Below are 20,930 nucleotides of genomic sequence, written 5' to 3' on the forward strand. Positions count from 1 at the left end.
ACCGCCCCGCCTCAACCGCCCTTGCGGTCCGCCTCTTCCCTGAGTTCATCCCCGTGCTGGTCGATCGCCGGTGCGGCGAAGGGTGCCGGTCCGGGCGTCCGCCCGAACTCCCATGCCCCGGAGAAGGCCCGATAGCCGCCCACGACGGGATGCTCGAAGCGGGAGATCAGGCCTTCGGCCTGCACCTGCGGGAAGTCGAACATGTCTTCGACCTCGCGGGCGGCGGCGCAGGGGACCTCCTCCCCGAACAGCGCTTCCCATTCCAGCGCGGAGCGATGCGCGAGTGCCCCATGCAGCTTCGGCACGATCTCCTGCGCATGCTGCGCGCGCTTGCGCACGCTGTCGTAGCGCTCGACCAGCAGCTCCTGCAGGCCGGTCTTCCCGCACAGCGCCGTCCAGAAATGGGGCGTGTTCGCCGAGATGTAGAGCCAGCCTTCGCGCGTCGGATGGATGCCGGTGATGCCGCCCGAGCGCATGTCGCGGCCACCGACGTCGCGCGGCTCGCTGTCGGTCCAGACCAGGCGCGCGGACTGCATCGCCAGCGCGGACCGCAGCAGCGACACGCCCACGGACTGGCCTTTGCCGCTCTTCTCGCGCTCGTACAGCGCTGCCGTCACGCCGCTGGTGACGAGCGAAGCCGCGTAGTAGTCGACGACCGATCCATACAGGATCTCCGGCGGTCCGCCCGCCGGGCCCTGCTGCGCGGCCATGCCGGTCATCGTCTGCAGCACCTGGTCGTAGCCGGCCTTGTCGCGCAGCGGACCGGTGTCGCCATACCCGGTGACCGCGCAGTACACCAGGCGCGGGTTGACGGCGCGCAGCTGCTCGTACGCGATGCCGAGCCGCGCGGGCACCTCGGGGCGGAAGTTGTGCACCAGCACGTCCGCGTCCACCACGAGGGCGAGCAGCCGCTGCAGGTCGCGCGGCTGCTTCAGGTCCAGCACGACGCCGCGCTTGCTGCGGTTGACGCCCAGGAACGCGCGGCTCTCCGCTGCCAGCGTGGACGGGTACTTGCGCAGGTTGTCGCCAACGGGGGGCTCGATCTTGATCACCTCCGCGCCCAGGTCGGCGAGCAGCGCGCAGCCGTAGGGGCCGGCAATGTATGCGCTGAGGTCGAGGACGCGGATGCCCGCCAGCGGGCCGGAAGCTTGGGTCATGCGAAGGCTCCCTGGGTCACGCGTGCGGGACCAGGCCGAGCCGCTCCGCAGTCGCGACGATGGCACGCGCGCGCAGCAGGAAGGGCTTGTCGATCATGCGGCCGTCGACGAGCCATGCGCCAGCGCCGTCGGCCTCGGCCAGTCGCGCGGCCTGCACCACGCGCAGCGCGTGCGCGATCTCCTCGTCGTCCGGACGGAAGGCTTCGTTGGCCAGCGGCACCTGGCTCGGATGGATGCAGCTCTTGCCCGCGAAACCGAGGCGGCGCGCGAACCTCGCTTCCTCGAGGTAGCCCGCGGTGTCGCGCACGTCGGCATAGGCGCCGTCGTACGCCTCCACGCCCGCTTCGGCCGCGGCGAACCGCACCATCAGCAGCACGTGATGAACCGCCGCCATTTCGCGGCGGTGGATGGCGTGGTTCTCGAACAGGTCGCCCAGACCCACCTGCAGGCCCATCACGCGCGGATCGGCGCATGCGAGCACGGCGGCTTCGCGCAACGCCCGGGGCGTCTCGATGTTCAGCAGCAGCCGCACCGGCTTCTCGACGCCGTTGGCGCGTTCGGCGCGCGCGATCGCCTCGCTTGCGGCGCGCACCTCGTCGGCCGTGTTCGGCTTGGGCAGGTTCAGCACGTGCAGCCCCGGCTGCACAATGGCCGCCAGGTCGGCCTCGAAGTGCGGCGTGTCCATCGCATTGACGCGCACGATGATCAGCTTGTCGTGGACGGGCGCGGCACGCAGCCAGTCGCGCACGTGGGCGCGCGCCTCGGCCTTGCGGTCCTCGACGACGGCATCCTCGAGGTCGATGGAGATCCCATCGGCCGGACCGGCCAGCGCCTTGGCGAACAACTCCGGGCGGGAGCCCGGGACGAACAGCTTGCTTCTCATATCCCTTTCCCGGTCATCCAAAGGGCAGGTGCTTCCCGAGCGGTCGCGGATGCCAGCAACTGGCGCTCATTCGGCCTTGATGTCCGCCGCTTTCGCAACTTGCTTCCAGCGGCCGATCTCGGCGGCGATGAAGGCCTCGAATTCTGCCGGCTTCATCGCCGCCGGCTCCGCGCCCTCCTTCAGGAAGAAGTCCTTCATCTCGGGGGACAGCACGATGCGGTTGATCTCGGTGTTGAGGCGATCCACGACCGGCTGCGGCGTGCCCGCCGGTGCCAGCACGCCCCACCACAGCTCGGTGGCGCTGCCCTTGTAGCCGGACTGCTCCAGCGACGGAAGGTCGGGCGCGACCGGCGAGCGTGCGGCCGATGTCACGGCCAACGCGCGGGCGCGCCCGCCCTTGACCTGCCCCAGGATGGACGGCGCACTCGCGACCAGCACCTGGATCTGGCTGGAGAGCAGATCGGTCGTGGCGGGCCCCATGCCCTTGTACGGCACGTGCGTCATCTTGATGCCGGCGCCGTCCATGAACAGCTCGGTGGCGAAATGGTTGATGCTGCCCGAGCCTGACGTGCCGTAGTTCAGCTTGCCGGGATCAGCCTTGGCGGCGGCCACCAGGTCACCGATGGTCTTGTACGGCGACTCGGTGGGCACCGTCACCAGGAGGGGCCCCTTTCCCAGCATGGCCACCGGCTTGAAACTCTTGACCGCGTCGTACTGCAAATTGGTGCGCACCGCGGCGCCCGTCGTGAACGTGGACGACAGCACCACCAGGGTGTAGCCGTCGGGCGGCGCCTTGGCGACGATGGCGTTCGCCAGCACGCCACCGCCGGCGGGCTTGTTGTCCACCACGACCGGCTGGCCCAGCACCTCGGCGAGCTTCTTGCCGATCGCCCGGGCAAACGTGTCGTTGGAACCGCCGGGCGCGCTGCCCACGACCAGCGTCACCGGCTTGGCCGGCCACGCGGGCGCCTGCGCCCATGTCGCGAGGGGAAGTGCGCAGGCCAGGCCCAGCACGGAGCGCAATACAAGAGTCTTCACGTCGTCTCCTTCATTCTTCTATGGCCATCATTCGATGCGGATGTTCGCGTCGCGGATCAGCGTACCCCATTTGGCATGCTCGGCCCGCACCTGCGCAGCGAATTGCTGCGGCGTGCCCGGCGTCGGCTCGCTGCCGTCCTGCACCAGCTTGCTCTTCACGTCGGCGCGCGCAAGGATCTTCACCGTCTCGGCGTTGAGGCGCGCCACCACGTCGGCTGGCAGGTTCGCGGGACCGACCAGGCCCAGCCATGTCGTCGCGTCGAAGCCGGCGTAGCCCTGCTCTGCCACGGTGGGCACGTTGGGCAGTGCGCTGACGCGCCACAGCGAGCTCACGGCCAGCGCGCGCACCTTGCCGACGGCCAACTGCCCCATCACCGAGACCGTGTTGCCGAAGTACGTGTCGACCTGGCCGCCCAGCAGGTCGGTCATCGCGGGGCCGGCGCCCTTGTACGGCACCTGCAGGACCTGCACCCCGGCGCGCCGCTCGAGCAGTTCGCCCGCGAGATGGCCCACGGTTCCGTTGCCCGCCTGCGCGATGCCCACCTTGCCCGGGCGCGCGCGGGCGGCCTGGACGAAGTCGGCGAAGGTCTTCAGCGGCGAATCCGCGCGCACCACCAGCACGACCGGCTGCTCGGCGACCGACACGATGGGCGTGAGGTCCCGGAGCGGGTCGAACGGCATCTTCGCGTACAGCGAGGGATTGATCGCCAGGTTGGAAGCCTGCCCCATCCCGATCGTGTAGCCGTCCGGCGCGGACTTGGCGACCGCGTCCAGGCCGATGTTGCCGCCCGCCCCCGGCTTGTTGTCGACCACGACGGTCCAGCCCAGGGTGGAGGTGAACTTCTCGGCGATCAGGCGCGAGGTGGCGTCGGTTCCCCCGCCGGCGGGGAAAGGCACCACGAGGCGGATCGGCTTGTTCGGGTACTGCGAAGGGCCTTGCGCGAAGGCGGTCGGAGCGACCGCTGCCAGCGCGCCGCCCAGGAATTCACGTCGTTGCATGCGGTGTCTCCTGACTGTCCTCTGATCGGTTGTCCATGTCTGTCTCCGTTGTCGGGTTGCTTAGCCGACGCGACGCGTCAACCGGTGACCGGGGCATCGAATCCATAGAGCTGCGACGGGTTGCCCACCAGAAGCCGCTCCAGTGCGGTGCCGGCGGGCAGCCAGCTGCCGAGGCAGTCCAGCAGCGCAGCGTCATCCGGCAGGACTTTCTCGCCGGCAACCGCCGACGGGTGCGGCCAGTCCGTGCCCCAGACCGTGCGTTCCGGATACCGCGCCAGCCAGTCCCTGGCCATGGCACCCGTGTCCGCGTAGGACGGCGCGCCCGTTCGGGTGTCGTGGTACGCGCCGGACACCTTGATCCAGGTGCGTCCGTTGTCGGCCAGCCGGCGCAGCACGGCGAGGATGCGATCGCGGTCAGGCGACGCGGGGTCGACGCGCCCCAGGTGGTCGATGACCAGCGTGACCGGCAGACGGGACAGCACGTCTTCCAGCTGCAGGTAGGCCGGGCCGAGCGCATGCACCTGCACATGCCAGCCGAGCGGCGCGATGCGCTCCGCGAGCACCTGCAGGCTCTCCACCGCCGCTCCCGCGGGCCGCGAGAGGTTGAAGCGGATGCCGCGCACCCCGGCCCGGTCGAGATCTTCGAGGTCGGCGTGGGTGCAAGCGGAGTCGATGACCGCGACGCCGCGTGCGGAGGTGCCGAGCTGCTGCAGCGCGTCGACCAGGCAACGGTTGTCGGTGCCGTAGCTCGACGGCTGGACGACGACGCTGCGGGCGAGACCCAGCTTGCGCTGCAACCGCTGGTAGTCGGCCACGGTGGCCGGCGGCGGCCGCAACGAGGCGTGCGCGTCGTACGGGAAGCGCGCGTCGTAGATGTGGTGGTGCGCATCGACGCTTCCCGGGGGCACGCGAAGGGCAGGAAGCGATGCGCCCGCCGACCAGGGCACCTGGCTCATGGCTGCCTCCTGCTGTCGAGGAACGGCCGCAGGCGATGGGCTTGCGCCGCATTGACCATGTGCTCGGGCTCCCGGCCCTGGGCCAGCGCGATGACCTGGCGGACCGTGTCCATGGTCTGGTGCTCGCGGGCCGGGCCCGTCATGCCGCCGACATGGGGCATGGCGACGACGTCGGGCCGGCGCAGGAACCGGGCCGCGGGCTTCTGGTCCTTCGCCGTTCCGACGTCCAGCCCCGCTCCGCGCAGCCGGCCGCTGTCCAGCGCCTGCTCGAGCGCGTCGTCGTCCACCAGCTCGCCGCGCGACAGGTTCAGGAAACAGGCCCCCTCCTTCATGGCGCGGAGGAAGCTGGCGTCGACCATGTTCCGCGTCTGCGGGATCGACGGCGCGAGGCAGACGACAAAGTCCGCCCGCGGCAGCAACTCGTCCAGCGTGCAATGCTCGATGCCCGGCTCCGCGATCGACGAGTGCGGATCGGAGACGAGCACCTTGCAGTCCAGCGCCTTGCACATCGCCGCGAGCTGCCGGCCGATCGTGCCGTAGCCCACGATGCCCACCGTCGAACCGCGCACCTGCAGGCCCTTGGGGAGCACCGGGTCGTCGGTCCCGGCATACAGGTGGCGCGCGCGCGAGATGCCGCGCGCGAGGTCGAAGATCATTCCCAGGGCGAGTTCGGCGACCGCGGTCCCGAAGCCGGCCGTGGCATGCGTGACGAGCACGCCGCACGCGGAAGCGGCGGCGACGTCGATCGTGGAGATGTCCACGGCTCCGCGCAGGAATGCGACCAGGCCGGGCGACGCGTGGAACGTTTCGGCGTCGCCGGGTGTCGACCGGTGCGCGAGGATGATCCGGCACGCCTGCGCCGCCTCGGCCAGTTCCCGGCCGCGCAGGACCCGCCCGGTCTCGTTGAAGACGAGGTCGACGTGGTCGCGCAGCAGGGCCAGGCCGCGCTCGCTGTAGTAGCCCGCGAGCTCCTCGCGGGTGTAACTGAGGAAGACCTTGATGCGATCCATCGCGTCAGTCGACGGTGATGTGGTTCTTGGCGATGAGGTCCGCCCAGCGCGTCGTGTCGTTGCGGATGAACTCCGCGATGTCGCGGCCTTGCACGGGGAACGGCACCATGCCGATGTCGGAGAGCCGCTTCTGCACCTCGGGCGCCGCCAGCGAGTCGCGGACCGCGGCGCTGAGCCTAGACGCGATCTCGGGCTTCACGCCGGCAGGCGCGAACAGGACCGCCCAGGTGTCCGGATTGAATCCCTTCAGCACAGGGCCGAGGGCGGGCACGTTCTTCATCAGGTCGACACTCTGGTTGCCGGTCACGCCCAGCGCCACGAGCTTGCCGGCACTCACGTGCGGCAGCGAGGTCGGCACGGTGTCGAACATCACGTCCACCTGGCCGCCCAGGATGCCCGTGGTCGCGAGTGACGGGCTCTTGTATGGGACGTGCAGCATGTCCACGCCGGCGATGGACTTGAACAGTTCGGCCGCGAGATGGCTCGTCGTGCCGTTCCCGCCGGAGGCGTAGGTGAGCTTGCCGGGACTGGCCTTGGCGCGGGCGATCAGTTCGCTGACGTTCTTCACCCCGAGGGAGGGTGGCACCACCATGACCAGCGGCCCCTTGGCGACGCCCGAAATCGGCAGGAAATCCTTCGCCGGGTCGTAGGGCAGCTTCTTGCCCAGGCCGACGTCGATCGCATGCGTGCTGATGGTGCCCAGCAGGATCGTGTAGCCGTCGTTGCCGGCCTGGGCTGCCGCCTGCGTGCCGATCATGCCCGCCGCACCGGCGCGGTTGTCGACGAACACCGGCTGGCCCAGCTTGCGCGACAGCGAATCGGCCAGCAACCGTGCGGCGATGTCGGTGAAGCCGCCCGGGGCGAAGGCGACGATGAGCTTGATGGGGCGCGACGGCCAATCGGCCTGGGCCAGCACCGGACGATGGATGGCGGCGACCGGCGCGAGCAGCGCGGAAGCCAGGAGGGATCGACGCGATGGGTTCAAGACTGTCTCCGTGTTCTGTGGGTCGGTCGATGGATCAGACGGGCAGGCCCTTCGCGCGCAGGATCGCATCGAAGCGCTCCGGATCGGCCGTGCCGCTGCGGTTCTTCTCCCGCGTCTGCGCCTCGCGCTCGAGGTGCTGGCGCGCCTTCTGCAGCACGTCCTCCACACGCGCAGCCGGGATCGCGATGACGCCGTCGGCATCGCCGACGACCAGGTCGCCGGGCAGCACGGGCAGGCTTGCCACCGCCACCGGCACGTTGATCTCTCCCGGCCCTTCCTTGCTGGGGCCGCGGTGCGTGTGCCCGCGCGCGAAGATGGGCATGCCCTCTTCCGCCCATTCGCACAGGTCGCGCACGGCACCGTCGAGCACCAGTCCGGCCAGTCCGCGCGCCACGCAGGTGGTACGCATCAGGCCGCCGACCAGCGCCTGCGTCAGGTCGCCGCCGCCGTCGATGACCAGCACATCGCCGGCCTGGGCCATCAGCAGCGCCTTGTGGATCATCAGGTTGTCACCGGGCCGCACGCGCACGGTGAAGGCCGTGCCGCACAGCACCGTGTCGAGTCGCGCATGGTACTGACGCAGCCCCATCGTGCCGGTGGAGCGGCCCATGACGTCGCCGATCGCGGAGACCGGGATCGCGCGGAAGGCGTCGACGAGGTGCCGGGCGACCGGTTGCGGCCGCGGATGGATGGCGTAGCCCGGGGGCCACGAGGCGTTGCTGTCGCTGGATCCCATGGTGTTCAGAGCGCTTTCTCGGTGAGGGTTTCGGGGTTGACGCAAAGCTGGGCACTGACGGGCTTGCCGTCGAGCCATTGGAGGACGTTGTGGGCGGCACCCGATGCCATGGCGGCCAGTGCGGCCGGCGTCGATCCGCCCACATGGGGTGTGAGCACGACGTTGGGCAGGCGGGCCAGCGCGTGCCCGGCGGGCAGGGGCTCGACAGCCATGGTGTCGAGGCCGGCGGCGTGCAGGGCGCCCCGCTCGAGCGCTGCGACCAGCGCAGGCTCGTCCACCACTTCGCCGCGCGCGGTGTTCACGAGGATCGCGCCTGGCGGGAGCAGCGCGAGTTCCCGCGCCCCGACCATCCCGCGCGTGCGCTCCGTGAGCGGCACGTGCAGGCTCAGCACGTCGGCCTGCGGCAGCAGCGCGTCGAGGCTGGGCTGCAGCGAGACGCCGGGCACGGGGCTCGGCTTGTTCTGCAAGGCGGGATCGAACGCAAGCACCTGCATGTCCATCGCCAGGGCGATGCGCGACAGGCGCTGCGCGACCTGGCCGAAGCCGACGAGCCCCAGCGTCCGGCCGCGCAGCTCGATGCCGTCCTGCTTGCGTGTCCAGCGGCCGGCCTGCAGTTCGCCGTGCATGTAGCCCACGTGCCGCGCGGCGGCGAGCATCAGGCCGAGCGCCAGTTCCGCGACCGAAGCCGCGTTGGCGCCCGGGGTCATGAACACCGGAATGCCGCGTGCCGTGGCGGCCGCCACGTCGATGTTGCTCACGCCCACGCCGTGCTTCGAGATCACCTTCAGCGTCGGACAGGCGTCGATGGCCTTGCCGGACAACTGGACGGTCCGCGAGATGACGGCATCGATGGGCTCGCTCGCCATCAGGGCTTCGATTTCGCCGGCATCGTCGGGGCGGGTGGTGTAGACCACGCGCGCCCCGGCCTGGCGCAGCACGTCGACGCCGGCGGCCGCGAGGCGGGGAGCAGTCACGAGAACAGTGGGTCGCATGGGTTCGGCCGCATTGGAGGAAGCCGGATTGTTGCGGCGCCATTGCCAACGGTCCATTCGATAATGGTCATCGATTGATCACTTTCGGAAATCGATGCCATGCCACAGACGGATCTGCACCTGCGGGACCTGCGCTTCTTCGAAGCGATCGCGGAGTCGGGGCACATGGGCCAGGCGGCCGAGAAGATCGGCCGCAGCCAGCCGGCGCTGAGCAAGTGCGTGCGCCGGCTCGAGGAGGCGGTGGGCAGCCCCCTGTTCGAACGCGACGGCCGGGGCATCCGCCTCACCGCCGTGGGCGAGGTGCTGCGCCAGCGGGCGCAGGTGCTGCGCGGCGCGGCCGACTACGCGCTGCGCGAAGTCAGCGACTTCGCGCACGGGCGGGCCGGCCATGTGCGGATCGGCAGCGGCCCGATCGCGGCCGACTTCCTGCTGCCCGAACTGTGCCGGCTGGTCCTGCGCGATGGCGCAAGGACCACGGTGAGCATCGTGATCGGCCCGAGCTGGGAACTGCACGAGGACCTGCGCAACGGCAAGATCGACATGCTGATCGGCCTGACGACCGAGGGCGAGACCGAGTTCCGGTCGGTGCCGATCGTCGAGGACGTGGTCGTGGTGGCCGCGCGCCGCAACCACCCCATCTTCCGGCAGCGGCGCATCACGATGGAGTCGCTGCTGCAGTATGCGTGGGCACTGCCCAGCCCGAACATCCCCAGCCGCCAGTGGCTGGACCTGACCTTCGCGTCGAACGGCTATGCCAGGCCCAACGTGCAGATCGAAGCGGGGTCGATCCCGCTGTTGCCGCGCATGATTGCGCGCACCGATCTCCTGAGCTTCGTCTCGCGGCACACGCTGGCGCTGCACCGTGGCCGCGAACTCAAGGAAGTGGCATTCGCCCCGACGACACTGCGCCGCAAGCTCGGCGTCACCAGCCGCCGCGGCGGCGTGCTGTCGCCGGCCGCGCAGCACGTGATGACCCTGCTGGAGTCCGACGGGGCCGCGCTGTTCCGGCAGGCGCTGCGGGGTGCCGGTTCGGCCTGAGCGGGGCCCCGGAAAGGCCTCAGCCGAGGTGCGGCGCTGCTGATCCCGCTGCTCAAGAGGGGTGCCAGGTGGCACGCAATGCCGAGGCAGGCATGGCGCCAAGGACCTCGCCCAGTTGCCGCGCCGCGTGCAGGATGGCGGGCGCGTGGCGCCGCAGGACGGCGACTGTCAGCCGCTCGACCGGCCCTGATGCGCTCACGGAGCCGAGCACGGTGCCGTGCGCCCCACGAACCGCCGCCGACACGCTGGCGAAGTCGCTGCGTCGCTCGCCCCGGGTGATGGCGAATCCCCGCCGGCGGATGCGCTCGTTCAGGTCACCCGGCTCGCCCAGGGCCGCCAGGATCACCCGTCCGGCAGAACCGCGGTCCAGCGGAAAGACCTCCCCCGTGCGCATGTGGCGCGAGGCGCCGGCAGGCCCTTCGCAGCGCATGAGGCAACTGCGCAGGTTGCCCTCGAAGACGAAGAACGAGGCGCTCTCGCCCGTTTGCGCGCTGAGCTCCCGCAGGATGGGCTCGATGGCCGAATCCAGGTCGAATTGCGCCTGGTAGCGCGAGCCGATCCAGCCTGCGGCCGGCCCGAGCCGCCAGGTGCCGTCGTCTCCGCTCACGAGGAAGCGGGCCGCCGCGAGGGTGCGGGCCAGCCGCAAGGCCGTGGGCTTGAGCAAGCCGGTGCGGCGCGCCAGTTCGGCAAGCGGCAAGTAGACCTCGTCCCCATCGAACGCCGTGAGGATGGACAGCGCACGCAGCACCGCGTTGACCGTTTCGTGATCCCGGCCGGACGACGCCGACGGTGATGCGCCCACGAGCAGGCGCTTGAGATCGGAAGCAGCCGCCTCCGTGCTGGCAGGCGCCCCTCGCGCGCCGCTCCTCTTTCCCTCCCGGTCGTGCCGGGGAGTTTCGCCAAGCGTAACGCGTTGCACTTCCTTGGCTCTCCTGTCGATCATCCGTTCCTCGAACAACGCAGGAGACTACTTCATGGCCCGCGTGGTGCCCGGTCGGCGCGCAGACCTTGCCTCCACCGCAGCTCTCGCCGCCCAGGCCCGGGGCTGCGCGCTGCTGCCATGAAGACGGACGCCATGGCTTCTTCGCAACTTGACTCGCACCCTGCCCTCGGCGGCGGATCGCGCACCGTCGCGGCCGGCACGCCCCGGCGCCTGCGCGGGGTGCTCTGCCTCGACGATTTCGAGCCGGCGGCGCGCCGCATCCTCCCGACACCGATCTTCGGATATGTCTCGGGCGGCTGCGAACTGGACGCCTCGCTGCAGGGCAACCGCAGCGCTTTCGCCGGCTACGGCTTCGTCACGCGCGTGCTGCAGGGGGTTGCTCAGCGCTCCCAGGCGACCACGCTGCTCGGCCACACCTGGTCGGCGCCCTTCGGCATCGCCCCCATGGGCATGTGCGCCCTGGGCGCCTACCGCGGCGACATCGCGCTGGCCCGGGCCGCGGGCGATGCCAACATTCCGATGCTGTGCAGCGGCACCGGGCTCATCGCGCTGGAAGACGTGCATGCCGCCAACCCCAACGCCTGGTTCCAGGCCTACGTGCCGGGCGAGATGGACCGGATCGAAGCGTTGGTCGAACGCGTTGCGCGCGCCGGCTACACCACGCTCGTGGTGACCGCCGACACGCCGGTGTCGGGCAACCGCGAGAACCACGTGCGCGTGGGTTTCTCCAGTCCGCTGCGTCCGAGCATCTCGCTGGCCTGGCAGGGCGTCACGCATCCGCGCTGGCTGTTCGGCACGGCGTTGCGCACCCTGGTGCACCACGGCATGCCGCATTTCGAGAATTCGCAGGCGACGCGGGGCGCGCCGGTCCTGGCACGCGACGTGGTGCGCAACTTCGGCGCGCGCGACAACCTGGGATGGGAACACCTGCGCCTGATCCGGCGGCTCTGGCGCGGCAACCTGGTGCTCAAGGGGATCCTGAGCGCCCAGGATGCGCGCGACGCCCGCGACTGCGGCGCCGATGGCCTGATCGTGTCGAACCACGGCGGCCGCCAGCTCGACGGCGCGGTGTCCCCGCTGCACGTGCTGCCCGATGTCGTGGCCGCCGTGCCGGATGTGCCGGTGATGATGGACAGCGGCGTGCGCCGCGGTAACGACGTGCTGAAGGCGCTCGCGCTCGGGGCCAGGTTCGTGTTCGTCGGCCGCCCCTTCCTCTATGCGGCCGCCATCGGGGGGCAGGCGGGGGTGCGGCACGGGATCGACCTGCTGCAGCAGGAGATCCACCGCAACATGGCCTTGCTGGGGATCACGCGTCTGGAGCAGGTGCGCGACGGGCGGGTGGTGCGGGTCTAGGCATCGCAGCCGGTTCGCCACAACGGCGGGGCAGCGTGGCCGGCCTCAGCGGCACCAGAGCAGCCAGTTCTCCACGTCGCGGACGATCCTCCCCAGGCGTTTCGGCGGGGAGCGGTCGACCAGCGCGTCGCATGCCAGCCGCACGGCGTCGGGCAGCTCGGCGCCGGTCGCACGGAGCATGTAGTAGTGCCGGATGGCGAGGTTGGAGTGGGCCAGCTCGAGGTCCTTGACCAACAGCGACACCAGGCCGCTCTCCCGCGGCCTGCAGACACCCGCGGGCCTCTGCATCGGCGCCTCGGACCACCACGCGGGCGGCACGGCCCATCTTGTCGCCGGCCGATAGGTCGTTGCGGTGGGCACGGGCGTCAGGCCGGCGCTGCCCCGAACGCCTGGATGGCCTGCTCGCCATAGCCGAGCTCCTCCAGGATCTCGCGCGTGTGCTCGCCCAATCGGGGCGGCGGGCGCCGGAAGTTCGAGGGGGTGCGCGAATAGCGCACCTGCGGATTGCCCGTCACCAGGGTGCCCTCACTGGGGTGCTCGTAGCGCCGGAAGAGTCCCGCCGCGTGGAGTGCGTCGGTGTCGAAAAGCTCATCGAGGCTCGGTGCCGGGCCGTTCGGCAGATCGGCCTCCTGGAAGATCGCGACCCACTCCGCCGTCGTGCGGGCCTGCAGGGCTTCTTCCAGGGCGGCGAAGGCCTCCGCGAAATGGAAGCTGCGCTGCGCCATCTTCTCGAACCGCGGGTCGCTTGCCAGCTCGGGGCGGCCGACCGCCGCGAAGAGCCGCGCCCACTGCGCGTCGGTGGTGGCGGTCACGCACACATGGCCGTCGCGCGTGGGAAACGGCCGCCGCTCGGGCGTGAAGATGCGGGTGTAGCCCGGCCCCGCCAGCGGCGGATCGAACGCCCGGCCCCAGAAGTGCTCCAGCAGGTTGAAGTCCAGCATGGTTTCCAGCATCGGGACCTGCACTTCCTGCCCCCGACCGCTGCGCTCGCGCTCGAACAAGGCCATGCCGATGGACGACGCCAGGATGTAGCCGATCACCTTGTCCGCGATGATGAACGGCGCATACCGGGCCTCGTCACCGGCGCGCATGAACAGGGCCGAGATGCCGCTGGCGCCCTGGATCACCTCGTCAAACGCCGGCTGGTCCGCCATCGGGCCGTCGGTGCGGTAGCCGGAGGCGGAGGCGTAGACCAGCCGCGGATGGTCCTGCGCCAGGTCGGCATACGAGATGCCCAGCCGCCGCGCGGCGCTGGGCCGCATGTTGTGCACCAGCACGTCGGCCCGCTGCAGCAGGCGGTCGAGCGCCTCGCGCGGCCCGGGCTGCTTGAGGTCCAGCACCATGCTGCGCTTGTTGCGGTTCAGGCCCAGGAACATCGACGCCATGCCTTCGTGCCGTGCCGGACCCAGGTGGCGCAGCTGGTCGCCGCCGGGAGGCTCGATCTTGATGACGTCCGCGCCCAGGTCACCCAGGATCTGGGTGGCGGCGGGCCCGACCACCGTGCCGGTGATGTCGACGACGCGGATGTGGGCCAGCGGCCCGGTGGCGGACTCGGTCATTCGGCCTGGATGTTGTTCGCGCGGACGATGCGTTCCCACCGCTCGCGCTCGCTCCGCACGGTGTCGGCCAGCTGCTGTGACGTGCTGCCGACGATCTCGAAGCCGAGGGCGGCCATCCGCTGCCGGGTCTCGGGCTGCTGCAGGATCCTGCGGATCTCCGCGCCGAGCTGGGCCACGATGGGCGCCGGCGTTCCCTTGGGGGCGAAGACCGCGTTCCAGGCGGTGAGCTCGTAGCCCTGGACGCCCTGCTCCGCCACCGACTTCACGCCCGGCATCAGGTCGGTCGATTTCAGCGAGGTGACGGCCAGCGCCTTGAGCTTGCCCGAGTCGACGTGCGGCTTGAGCGCCGTCAGGCTGTCGATGATCAGCGGCACCTGCCCGCTCATCACCTCGGGCAGCGCCGTGGAGGTGCCCTTGTACGGCACCGGGAACAGCGGCGCACCCGCCTGCTGGCGCAGCAGTTCGAAGGCGATGCGCTGGGGCAATGCCGGCAGGGCCACGTTCAGCGAGTCCGGCCTGGCCTTGGCCGCGGCGACCAGTTCGGCAATGGAATTGGCCGGGAAGGCGGGATGGGCGGCCACCACCAGCGGCAGCATCCCCGTGAGGCAGATCGGCTCGAAGTCCTTGTCCGGGTCGTAGCCCAGGTTGGGGAACACCGCCGGATTGATCGTGTGCGAGCCCGACGTCCCGATGCCGATGGTGTAGCCGTCGGGGGCCGCGCGGGCCAGCATCTCGACCCCCAGCCGCGACGCCGCGCCGGGCCGGTTGTCGACGTAGAAGTTCTGGCCGAGCGACCTGGTCAGCTGTTCGGCCAGGTGCCGCGTGGCCACGTCCGTCCCCTGCCCGGCCGGGAAAGGCACGATGAAGCGCACCGGCCTGGCGGGATAGGACTGCGCGCCGGCCGCGAACGCGGCGCCCCCGAGGACGGCGAAGGTGAAGGCCCGGCGTTGGATGGTCATGGGGTGTCTCCTGTTGTCAGGCGGGCTTCTTCGGCGCTGTCTCTTCCAGGAAACCCGCCGCGACCGCCCCGTTGATCTTGCAATCCACCAGCACCGGACCATCCGGCGCCGCCAGCAGCGGCCCGAGCGCCCGCAGGTCGTCCACGGTGCGCACGGTTACCGTCCGGAAGCCGAAGGCCGCAGCGACCGTGGCGTAGTCGACGTCCGGGAACTGGGTGGTGCCCACCGGCATGCCGCGCAGCCGCAGGACGTGCAGCTCGGCGCCGTACGCGCAATCGTTCATCACCACCACCACCAGCGGGATGCCTTCGCGGGCCGTCGTTTCCAGCTCGCTCATCGTCATCAGGAAGGCGCCGTCGCCGATGAACAGCACGGTGGTGCGCTGCGGATCGCCGCGCGCGAAGCCGAGGGCCGTGCCGAAGCCCATGCCGATGGACGAGAAATCACTGGCCTGCTTGATGTGCGCCGGCCCGGGGACCGAGACGTACGGTGCGCACTGCAGGAAATTGCCCGCGTCATAGACCACGTTGCGGTCGGCCGGCAGCAGGCGATCGAGCTCCACGCCCACGCTGCGCGGGTCCAGCGTGCGGGCCGTGTGCCTGGGCTCGAAGTCGCGCTCGGGCCGGTACTCCGCCAGCACGCGGCGGAACGCTTCCGCGCGCAACGGCATGTCGGCATCGGGACGTGCAGGGACAGCCTCCAGCAGCCGCTGCGCCGTCAGCCGCGCGTCGCCGACGACGGCCACGTCGCAGTGCAGCCACCGGCCCAGCGCCTCGCGCGAGGTATCGACCTGGATCAGCGGGGCGTCCGCCGGCAGCGAGGTGCCCTGGCTGGTGGTGCGCTGGTTGAGGCCGGCGCCGAACGCGAGCACGCAATCGGCCTCGCCCACCAGCCGGCGCCCGGCGCCGTGCGAGAACGAGCCGACCACGCCGCAATCGAACGGATGGCCGCGGAACAGGTCCTTGGCCTTCATCGTCGTCGCCAGTGCGGCGCCCAGGTGGTCGGCCAGGCGGATGAGCGCATCGCGCGCCCCGGCCCGGTGGGCGCCGTGTCCCGCCAGGATGAGGGGCCGCCGGGCGCGCTGCAGCAGCGCCGCCGCGGCCTCGATCGCGGCCTCGCGCGGCGCCACGGCGACGGGCGGGGCGGTCGCCGGCCCTGGCGCGCGCACTGCCTCGGCGGGGGTGCTGCCGTTCAGCACGTTCATGGGCAGCAGCAACGCCATCAGGCCCTGCTGCGCTGCCGCCGCGGCTTGCACCAGCACCTGTGGCGCGGTGTGCGCGTCGTGCATGGTCATGTGCCGCACGCCGGCCGCGCGCAGCACCGCCACGGCATCCAGCGCCTTGGTGTCGGGCCCGAAGCCGTTGGGATCGGGCGGGATGCCGGCCGGGGCGCCGAGCATCAGCAACACGCGCGAAGCGGTCTTGCGTGCATACACCGTGCCGTGCAGGCCGTTCGCCGTCGCCGGGCCGCGGCCGATCAGCGCCATGCCCAGCCTGCCGCTGGATGCGGCATAGCCCTCGGCCATCGCCACGGCGTTGTTCTCGTGCCGCGCACTGACGAAGCGGATGCCGCAGGCGTCGATGCTGGCGATCAGTGTCGCGGTCTCGTCGCTCATGAGGCCGAAGACGCACTCGATGCCCAGGCGCTGCAACTGCAGGGCCAGGGCTTCGTGGGTGGGAATCTGGTGGCGGTCCATGCGTTCCTTACAGGCTGATGCGACGGTCCTTCACCAGGCGCGCCCAGCGCGGCACCTCGGACTGGATGAGTTCAGCGAGCACCTTGGGTGGCCCGCCTTCGATCGTCCCGCCCAGAGATGTCATGCGCTCGCGCACCTCCGGGGCCGCCAGGGCCTTGTTCACTTCCTCGTTGAGCCGGGCCACGATGGCCGCCGGCGTGCCGGCCGGCGCCACCAGCGCGTACCACGCGCGACCCTGGACACCGGGGTACCCGGCCTCGGCGATGGTGGGCACGTCCGGCAGCCCGGGCACACGCTGCGGCGCGACAACGGCCAGCGCCCGCAGGCGCCCCTCCTGCACCAGCTTGATGCTGGTGTTCAGGGTGTCGAAATAGGCGGGCACCTGGTTGGCCAGGACGTCGTTGAGGGCCGGGCCGCCGCCCTTGTACGGAATGTGGATCAGGGTCAGCCCGGCCTCCGCCTGGAACTGCTCGGCCACCAGGTGGGTCATGGTGGCATTGCCACCCGAGGCGATGGGCACCTGCCCCGGCCGCGCCCTGGCATCCGCCACCAGCGAGGCCAGCGTGCGGTACGGCGAGTTCGGGTGCGTCACGAGGACCAGGGGCGTGGACATGAGCAGCGCGATCGGCGCGAGGTCCCTGGCCGCGTCGAACACGGTGCCGGGCATCAGCGCCGGAGCGACCGTGATCGCGCTGGCCAGGACACCGACCGTGTGGCCATCCGGCTCCGCCTTGGCGACGGCCTCGGCACCGAGCAGGCCGGCGGCGCCGGGACGGTTGTCCACGACGAAGGGCTGGCCGAGCGACGCGGTCAGCTTCGCGCCGAGGAGGCGGGCGACCACGTCGGTGAGTCCGCCGGTGGCGGAATTGACGATCGCGCGGATCGGCCTGGACGGCCAGGACTGCGCATGCCCGGCGGCGACGAGTCCGAGCCCCATGGCGCCGCCGAGCACCAGGCGCCGGCGCGCCACGGCCGGGAGAGCGGGAGAACGCATCGTGGTCACGATGCTTCGCCCTACTTGAAGGTTCCCAGTTTCCTGGCCAGGGCGCCGGCCTTGTCGTACTCGATCTTGACGTCGGTGGCGAACTGCTCGTTGCTGACGGCGATGCGCTGGGCGCCGAGCGCCGTCAGGCGCGTCTTGGCTTCATTGGTCTCCATCGCGGCGTTGATCATGCCGGACAGCGCGTTGACGACCTGCGCCGGCGTGCCGGTGGGCGCGACGAAGCCGTACCAGACGGGGCTGGGCACGTAGCCGGGTGCATTCAGCTGCTCGGTGACGGCCGGCACGTCCGGGAGCAGTTGCGACCGTTGGACGTCCAGCACCGCCAGTGCCGTCGCCCGGCCCGACTGGATGTGCTGTGACACCAGCGGCACCACGACCGGGAACACGGTGAGGGTGCCCCCGATCAGGTCGGTCATGGCCTGCGCGGTGCTCTTGTACGGCACCTCCGCGATGTCGATACCGGCCGCCTGCTTGAAGACCTCCATCTCCTGCTGGCTGCTGGTGCCCGGACCGGACGAGCCGTAGCTGAGCTTGCCCGGATTGGCCTTGGCGTAGGCGATGAGGTCGCGCAAGGTCTTGAAGCCCAGGCTGGGGGTGGTCGCCAGCACCAGCGGGATCACCGCGACCTTGGCCACCGGCACCAGGTCGCGAGTCGGGTTGTACTGCGGCTGCGACTGGGCAGCCGGCACGATGACCATGGGGTTGGCCGCGATCAGGATCGTGTAGCCGTCGGCGGGCGCCTTCACCACGGCCATGGTCCCGATCAGGCTGCCGCCACCCTCGCGGTTCTCGACCACCACGGTCTTGCCGGTCTTCTCGGTGATGCCCTGCGCCACGGTCCGGGCCAGGGCATCGCTGCCGGTGCCGGCCGAATAGGGCACGACGATCTTGATCGTCCGGCTGGGATAGTCGCCCTGCGCCTGCGCGGGCGACGGCAGGCCGACGGCCCACAGGGCGCCGGCTGCGGCGCCGGCGCCCAGCAGGCGGCGGCGATCGATGCGGTAGCTGTCGTTCATGCTTGTCTCCTTCGTTCTTCGGGTCGTCGTCGGATCAATCCAGCCGCGCTCCGCTGAGCGTCACCATCTCGGTCCACTTGCGCAGTTCCTCGGGTCCGGTCTTCGCATAGGCATCGGGTGGCACCAGTTCCTTCTCGATGCCGTTGGCGACCAGGAACCTGGCGTACTCCGGCGTCGCCATGATCCGGGTCAGCACCTCGGTCAACCGCGCCGCGGCCGCTTCGGGAATGCCCGCCGGCGCGACGAGTGCCTGCCGCGACGTGACTTCGGCCTTGGGCACGCCGCTCTCCTCGAGCGTGGGGACGTCCGGCAGCATCGCCGAGCGGTGGCTGCCCGTCACGGCCAGCGCCTTCAACTTGCCGCTGGCGATGAGCGGCAGCGCGGTGGGCAGTGCCGTCATCGCGAGCTGCACATGGCCTCCGGTCACGTCGGCAACCGCCTGCGCCCCGCCCTTGTACGGAATGTGGCGCAGCTTGATGCCCGTCCGGCTGGCCAGCAGTTCGGGCCCCAGGTGGGTGGAACTGCCGACGCTGGCCGAGGCATAGGTGACTTCGCCGGGCTTGTCCCGCGCCACCTCCACCAGCTGCCGGATGCTGTTCGGCGCGAAGCCGGGCGCGGCCACCAGCACCAGGAAGACCTGGTTGACGCCGGCCAGGATCCGGAAATCCTTGACGGGGTCGTAGGGGACGCTCTTGTAGAGCGCGGCATTGGCGTAGATGCCCGAGTACGTGAGCAGCAGCGTGTGGCCGTCGTGCGGCGCCGACAGGAAGCTGGTGACCCCCAGGATCCCGTTGCTGCCCGTGCGGTTGTCCACCACCACGCTGGTCCCGAGCTCCCGGCCCATCTGCTCGGCCAGGAAGCGCGCGGTGAGATCGGAGGTCGTGGCGACCGACGTCGGCACCACGATGCGGATCGGCCGGGCCGGAAAGTCCTGGGCAGCGACGCCGATGGCGGACAGGGCCAGCCAGGTGACGAGGGACCTGCGTGCGATCGGGGTCATGGCTGCTCCTGCCCGGGCGTTGGTGGGCCGTGCCTGGCGTGCTTCACTCGACGACGCCGGCCCGCCGTGCGCTGGCGATGGCAGCCTCGTCGAGCCAGGGACCGAGGATCTCCCCGGCCTCGCGGGCGACCCACGGCCGGAACGGTTTCGGCTTGTCCGGCGGCGTGCGGCTGAAGCGCGGTGCCGGCATCGGTTGCGTCACGCCGTCGATCTCCGTGTAGGTGCCCCTGGCCTGGAGGTGCGGGTGCTGCGGCGCCTCGTCGATCGTCAGCACCGGGGCGAAGCATGCTTCCACGCCCTCGAAGGCGGCGCACCACTGATCGCGCGTGCGGGTCAGGAAGGTCGCGGCGATGCGGGCCTTGGCCTGCGGCCAGCGGTCGCGGGTCCACTGCTCGGCGAGCAGGTCCTCCAGGCCCAGGACGCGCAGCGCCGCGGCATAGAACTTCGCTTCCACCGGTGCCAGCGACACCCACTTGCCGTCGGAGCACTGGTAGGCGTCGTAGAACGGCGCCCCCGAGTCGGTGATGTTGGTGCCGCGCTCGTTGCTCATCATGCCGGCGGCGAAGGTGCCGTGCGGCTGGGTCATGAGCGAGGCGACCCCGTCGACCATGGCAGCGTCGATCACCTGCCCCTTGCCCGACACCCGCATCTCCTGCAGCGCGGCGAGGATGCCGATCACCAGGTACAGGGTTCCGCCGCCGAAATCTCCCACCAGGTTGATCGGCGGCGCCGGGGCCTGCCCGGCGCGCCCGATGGCGTGCAGGGCGCCGGTCAAGGCGATGTAGTTCAGGTCGTGCCCGACATCCTGGGCGAGCGGGCCGTCCTGCCCCCAGCCGGTGATGCGCCCGTAGATCAGTTTCGGATTGCGCGCCAGGCACTCGTCCGGACCGAGCCCCAGCCGCTCGGTGACGCCCGGACGGAATCCCTCGATCAGGACGTCGGAACGGCTCACCATGTCCAGCACCAGCTCCACCGCGGCCGGATCCTTCAGGTCGAGCGGCAGCGAGCGGCGGTTGCGCAGCAGCAGGTCGTACTTCTGCGGCCGCGGCACGCCCAGGCCGGCCGGCTCCCTGCGGTCGACGCGCAGCACCGTCGCGCCCAGGTCGGCCAGCAGCATCGCGGCCATCGGGCCGGGACCGATGCCCGCGAGTTCGATCACCTTCAGTCCATGCAGAGGTCCCACGCGATGTCCTTCAGCGGAATTTCCAGATGCCGGTGGTGGAGGCGACCGGCTCGCCGTCACTCAGCAAGGTGGCCTTGACGAAGACGATCGAGCGCGTCCGGCGCACGACCTCGCACTGCGCGTGCACGAACGCGCCCTCCTGCACGACCCGGATGAACTGGGTGTCGAGCTGGAGGGTGGCGAACTGTTCCGGCTGGCCGGCCGCCTCCCACGCGGCCATGGACATGGCCTTGTCGGCCAGCCACATGACCATGGCGCCGTGCAGGCGCGAGAAGCGGCTGATGTGCTTGCGCTCGACCACGAAGCCGTACTCGCACTGCGCCCCGCTGCCGCGCGCCCACAACGGCCCCACCAGCGTGGTGAAGTCGTCCACGTACTCCAGCGGTTCCCAGCCCTGCGCGCGCGGATCGGCCATGGCTCGCGA

The 20,930-nt window shown here is 70.7% G+C and carries 21 protein-coding genes; 2 read left to right on the top strand and 19 right to left on the bottom strand.

The window, feature by feature from the left end; translation table 11 throughout:
• Positions 1–11: 11 nt before the first annotated feature.
• From GON04_RS22800 to GON04_RS22840, 9 genes are all read right to left on the bottom strand, one after another.
• On the bottom strand, positions 12–1,157 hold the full coding sequence (locus GON04_RS22800; RefSeq protein ID WP_181653725.1) for a CaiB/BaiF CoA transferase family protein: 1,146 nt from the start codon (positions 1,155–1,157) through the stop codon (positions 12–14).
• Between the two features lie 16 nt (positions 1,158–1,173).
• On the bottom strand, positions 1,174–2,040 hold the full coding sequence (locus GON04_RS22805) for an HpcH/HpaI aldolase/citrate lyase family protein (RefSeq protein ID WP_157400265.1): 867 nt from the start codon (positions 2,038–2,040) through the stop codon (positions 1,174–1,176).
• A 66-nt stretch (positions 2,041–2,106) separates the two neighbouring features.
• Complete coding sequence (locus GON04_RS22810) at positions 2,107–3,078, bottom strand: tripartite tricarboxylate transporter substrate-binding protein (RefSeq protein WP_181653726.1); 972 nt, start codon at positions 3,076–3,078, stop codon at positions 2,107–2,109.
• A 27-nt stretch (positions 3,079–3,105) separates the two neighbouring features.
• Positions 3,106–4,077 (bottom strand): Bug family tripartite tricarboxylate transporter substrate binding protein, encoded by a 972-nt coding sequence (locus GON04_RS22815; protein ID WP_157400266.1) that lies wholly within the window; start codon positions 4,075–4,077, stop codon positions 3,106–3,108.
• 77 nt (positions 4,078–4,154) lie between these two features.
• Positions 4,155–5,033, bottom strand: coding sequence for an amidohydrolase family protein (locus tag GON04_RS22820; protein WP_157400267.1), 879 nt, complete (start codon positions 5,031–5,033; stop codon positions 4,155–4,157).
• The gene (locus GON04_RS22825; RefSeq protein ID WP_157400268.1) at positions 5,030–6,043 is read right to left on the bottom strand and encodes an NAD(P)-dependent oxidoreductase; all 1,014 of its coding nucleotides are present in this window, start codon (positions 6,041–6,043) and stop codon (positions 5,030–5,032) included. Before GON04_RS22825 ends, GON04_RS22820 begins: the two co-directional genes overlap by 4 nt.
• A 4-nt stretch (positions 6,044–6,047) precedes the next feature.
• The gene (locus tag GON04_RS22830) at positions 6,048–7,028 is read right to left on the bottom strand and encodes a Bug family tripartite tricarboxylate transporter substrate binding protein (RefSeq protein WP_157400269.1); all 981 of its coding nucleotides are present in this window, start codon (positions 7,026–7,028) and stop codon (positions 6,048–6,050) included.
• A 34-nt stretch (positions 7,029–7,062) separates the two neighbouring features.
• Complete coding sequence (locus GON04_RS22835) at positions 7,063–7,764, bottom strand: RraA family protein (protein ID WP_157400270.1); 702 nt, start codon at positions 7,762–7,764, stop codon at positions 7,063–7,065.
• Between the two features lie 5 nt (positions 7,765–7,769).
• Entirely contained in the window at positions 7,770–8,738 is a 969-nt protein-coding gene (locus GON04_RS22840; protein ID WP_338051036.1) for an NAD(P)-dependent oxidoreductase, read from the bottom strand.
• A 117-nt stretch (positions 8,739–8,855) separates the two neighbouring features.
• Here GON04_RS22840 and GON04_RS22845 point away from each other — a divergent pair, with 117 nt between their 5' ends.
• Entirely contained in the window at positions 8,856–9,794 is a 939-nt protein-coding gene (locus GON04_RS22845; RefSeq protein WP_157400272.1) for a LysR family transcriptional regulator, read from the top strand.
• A 52-nt stretch (positions 9,795–9,846) separates the two neighbouring features.
• Here GON04_RS22845 and GON04_RS22850 read toward each other — a convergent pair whose 3' ends face one another.
• Positions 9,847–10,752 carry an IclR family transcriptional regulator gene (locus GON04_RS22850; RefSeq protein WP_232533169.1) on the bottom strand — a complete coding sequence of 302 codons (906 nt, stop codon included), beginning with the start codon at positions 10,750–10,752 and terminating at the stop codon, positions 9,847–9,849.
• 117 nt (positions 10,753–10,869) lie between these two features.
• Here GON04_RS22850 and GON04_RS22855 point away from each other — a divergent pair, with 117 nt between their 5' ends.
• Positions 10,870–12,090, top strand: a complete 1,221-nt coding sequence (locus GON04_RS22855) for an alpha-hydroxy acid oxidase (protein WP_157400273.1) — start codon at positions 10,870–10,872, stop codon at positions 12,088–12,090.
• A gap of 45 nt (positions 12,091–12,135) precedes the next feature.
• On the opposite strand, the gene GON04_RS22860 is transcribed toward GON04_RS22855, so the two are convergent.
• The 9 genes from GON04_RS22860 to GON04_RS22900 form a co-directional block, all read right to left on the bottom strand.
• A complete protein-coding gene (locus GON04_RS22860; RefSeq protein WP_157400274.1) occupies positions 12,136–12,333 on the bottom strand; it encodes a hypothetical protein in 198 nt (65 codons plus the stop codon).
• 122 nt (positions 12,334–12,455) lie between these two features.
• Positions 12,456–13,649 (bottom strand): CaiB/BaiF CoA transferase family protein, encoded by a 1,194-nt coding sequence (locus GON04_RS22865; protein ID WP_157400275.1) that lies wholly within the window; start codon positions 13,647–13,649, stop codon positions 12,456–12,458.
• A complete protein-coding gene (locus GON04_RS22870; protein ID WP_157400276.1) occupies positions 13,646–14,608 on the bottom strand; it encodes a Bug family tripartite tricarboxylate transporter substrate binding protein in 963 nt (320 codons plus the stop codon). The genes GON04_RS22865 and GON04_RS22870 overlap by 4 nt, the downstream gene beginning before the upstream one ends.
• Positions 14,609–14,624: 16 nt before the next feature.
• Positions 14,625–16,304 (bottom strand): thiamine pyrophosphate-binding protein, encoded by a 1,680-nt coding sequence (locus GON04_RS22875; RefSeq protein WP_157400277.1) that lies wholly within the window; start codon positions 16,302–16,304, stop codon positions 14,625–14,627.
• A gap of 7 nt (positions 16,305–16,311) precedes the next feature.
• The gene (locus GON04_RS22880; protein WP_157400278.1) at positions 16,312–17,298 is read right to left on the bottom strand and encodes a Bug family tripartite tricarboxylate transporter substrate binding protein; all 987 of its coding nucleotides are present in this window, start codon (positions 17,296–17,298) and stop codon (positions 16,312–16,314) included.
• 20 nt (positions 17,299–17,318) lie between these two features.
• A complete protein-coding gene (locus tag GON04_RS22885; RefSeq protein ID WP_157400279.1) occupies positions 17,319–18,323 on the bottom strand; it encodes a Bug family tripartite tricarboxylate transporter substrate binding protein in 1,005 nt (334 codons plus the stop codon).
• Between the two features lie 34 nt (positions 18,324–18,357).
• Positions 18,358–19,323, bottom strand: a complete 966-nt coding sequence (locus GON04_RS22890; RefSeq protein WP_157400280.1) for a Bug family tripartite tricarboxylate transporter substrate binding protein — start codon at positions 19,321–19,323, stop codon at positions 18,358–18,360.
• A gap of 43 nt (positions 19,324–19,366) precedes the next feature.
• Positions 19,367–20,506 carry a CaiB/BaiF CoA transferase family protein gene (locus GON04_RS22895; protein WP_338051037.1) on the bottom strand — a complete coding sequence of 380 codons (1,140 nt, stop codon included), beginning with the start codon at positions 20,504–20,506 and terminating at the stop codon, positions 19,367–19,369.
• A gap of 10 nt (positions 20,507–20,516) precedes the next feature.
• Positions 20,517–20,921: a PaaI family thioesterase gene (locus GON04_RS22900; protein ID WP_157400281.1), complete on the bottom strand. Its 405-nt coding sequence runs from the start codon at positions 20,919–20,921 to the stop codon at positions 20,517–20,519.
• Positions 20,922–20,930: the final 9 nt, after the last annotated feature.

The organism is Ramlibacter pinisoli (assembly GCF_009758015.1).
GTDB classification, from domain to species: domain Bacteria; phylum Pseudomonadota; class Gammaproteobacteria; order Burkholderiales; family Burkholderiaceae_C; genus Ramlibacter; species Ramlibacter pinisoli.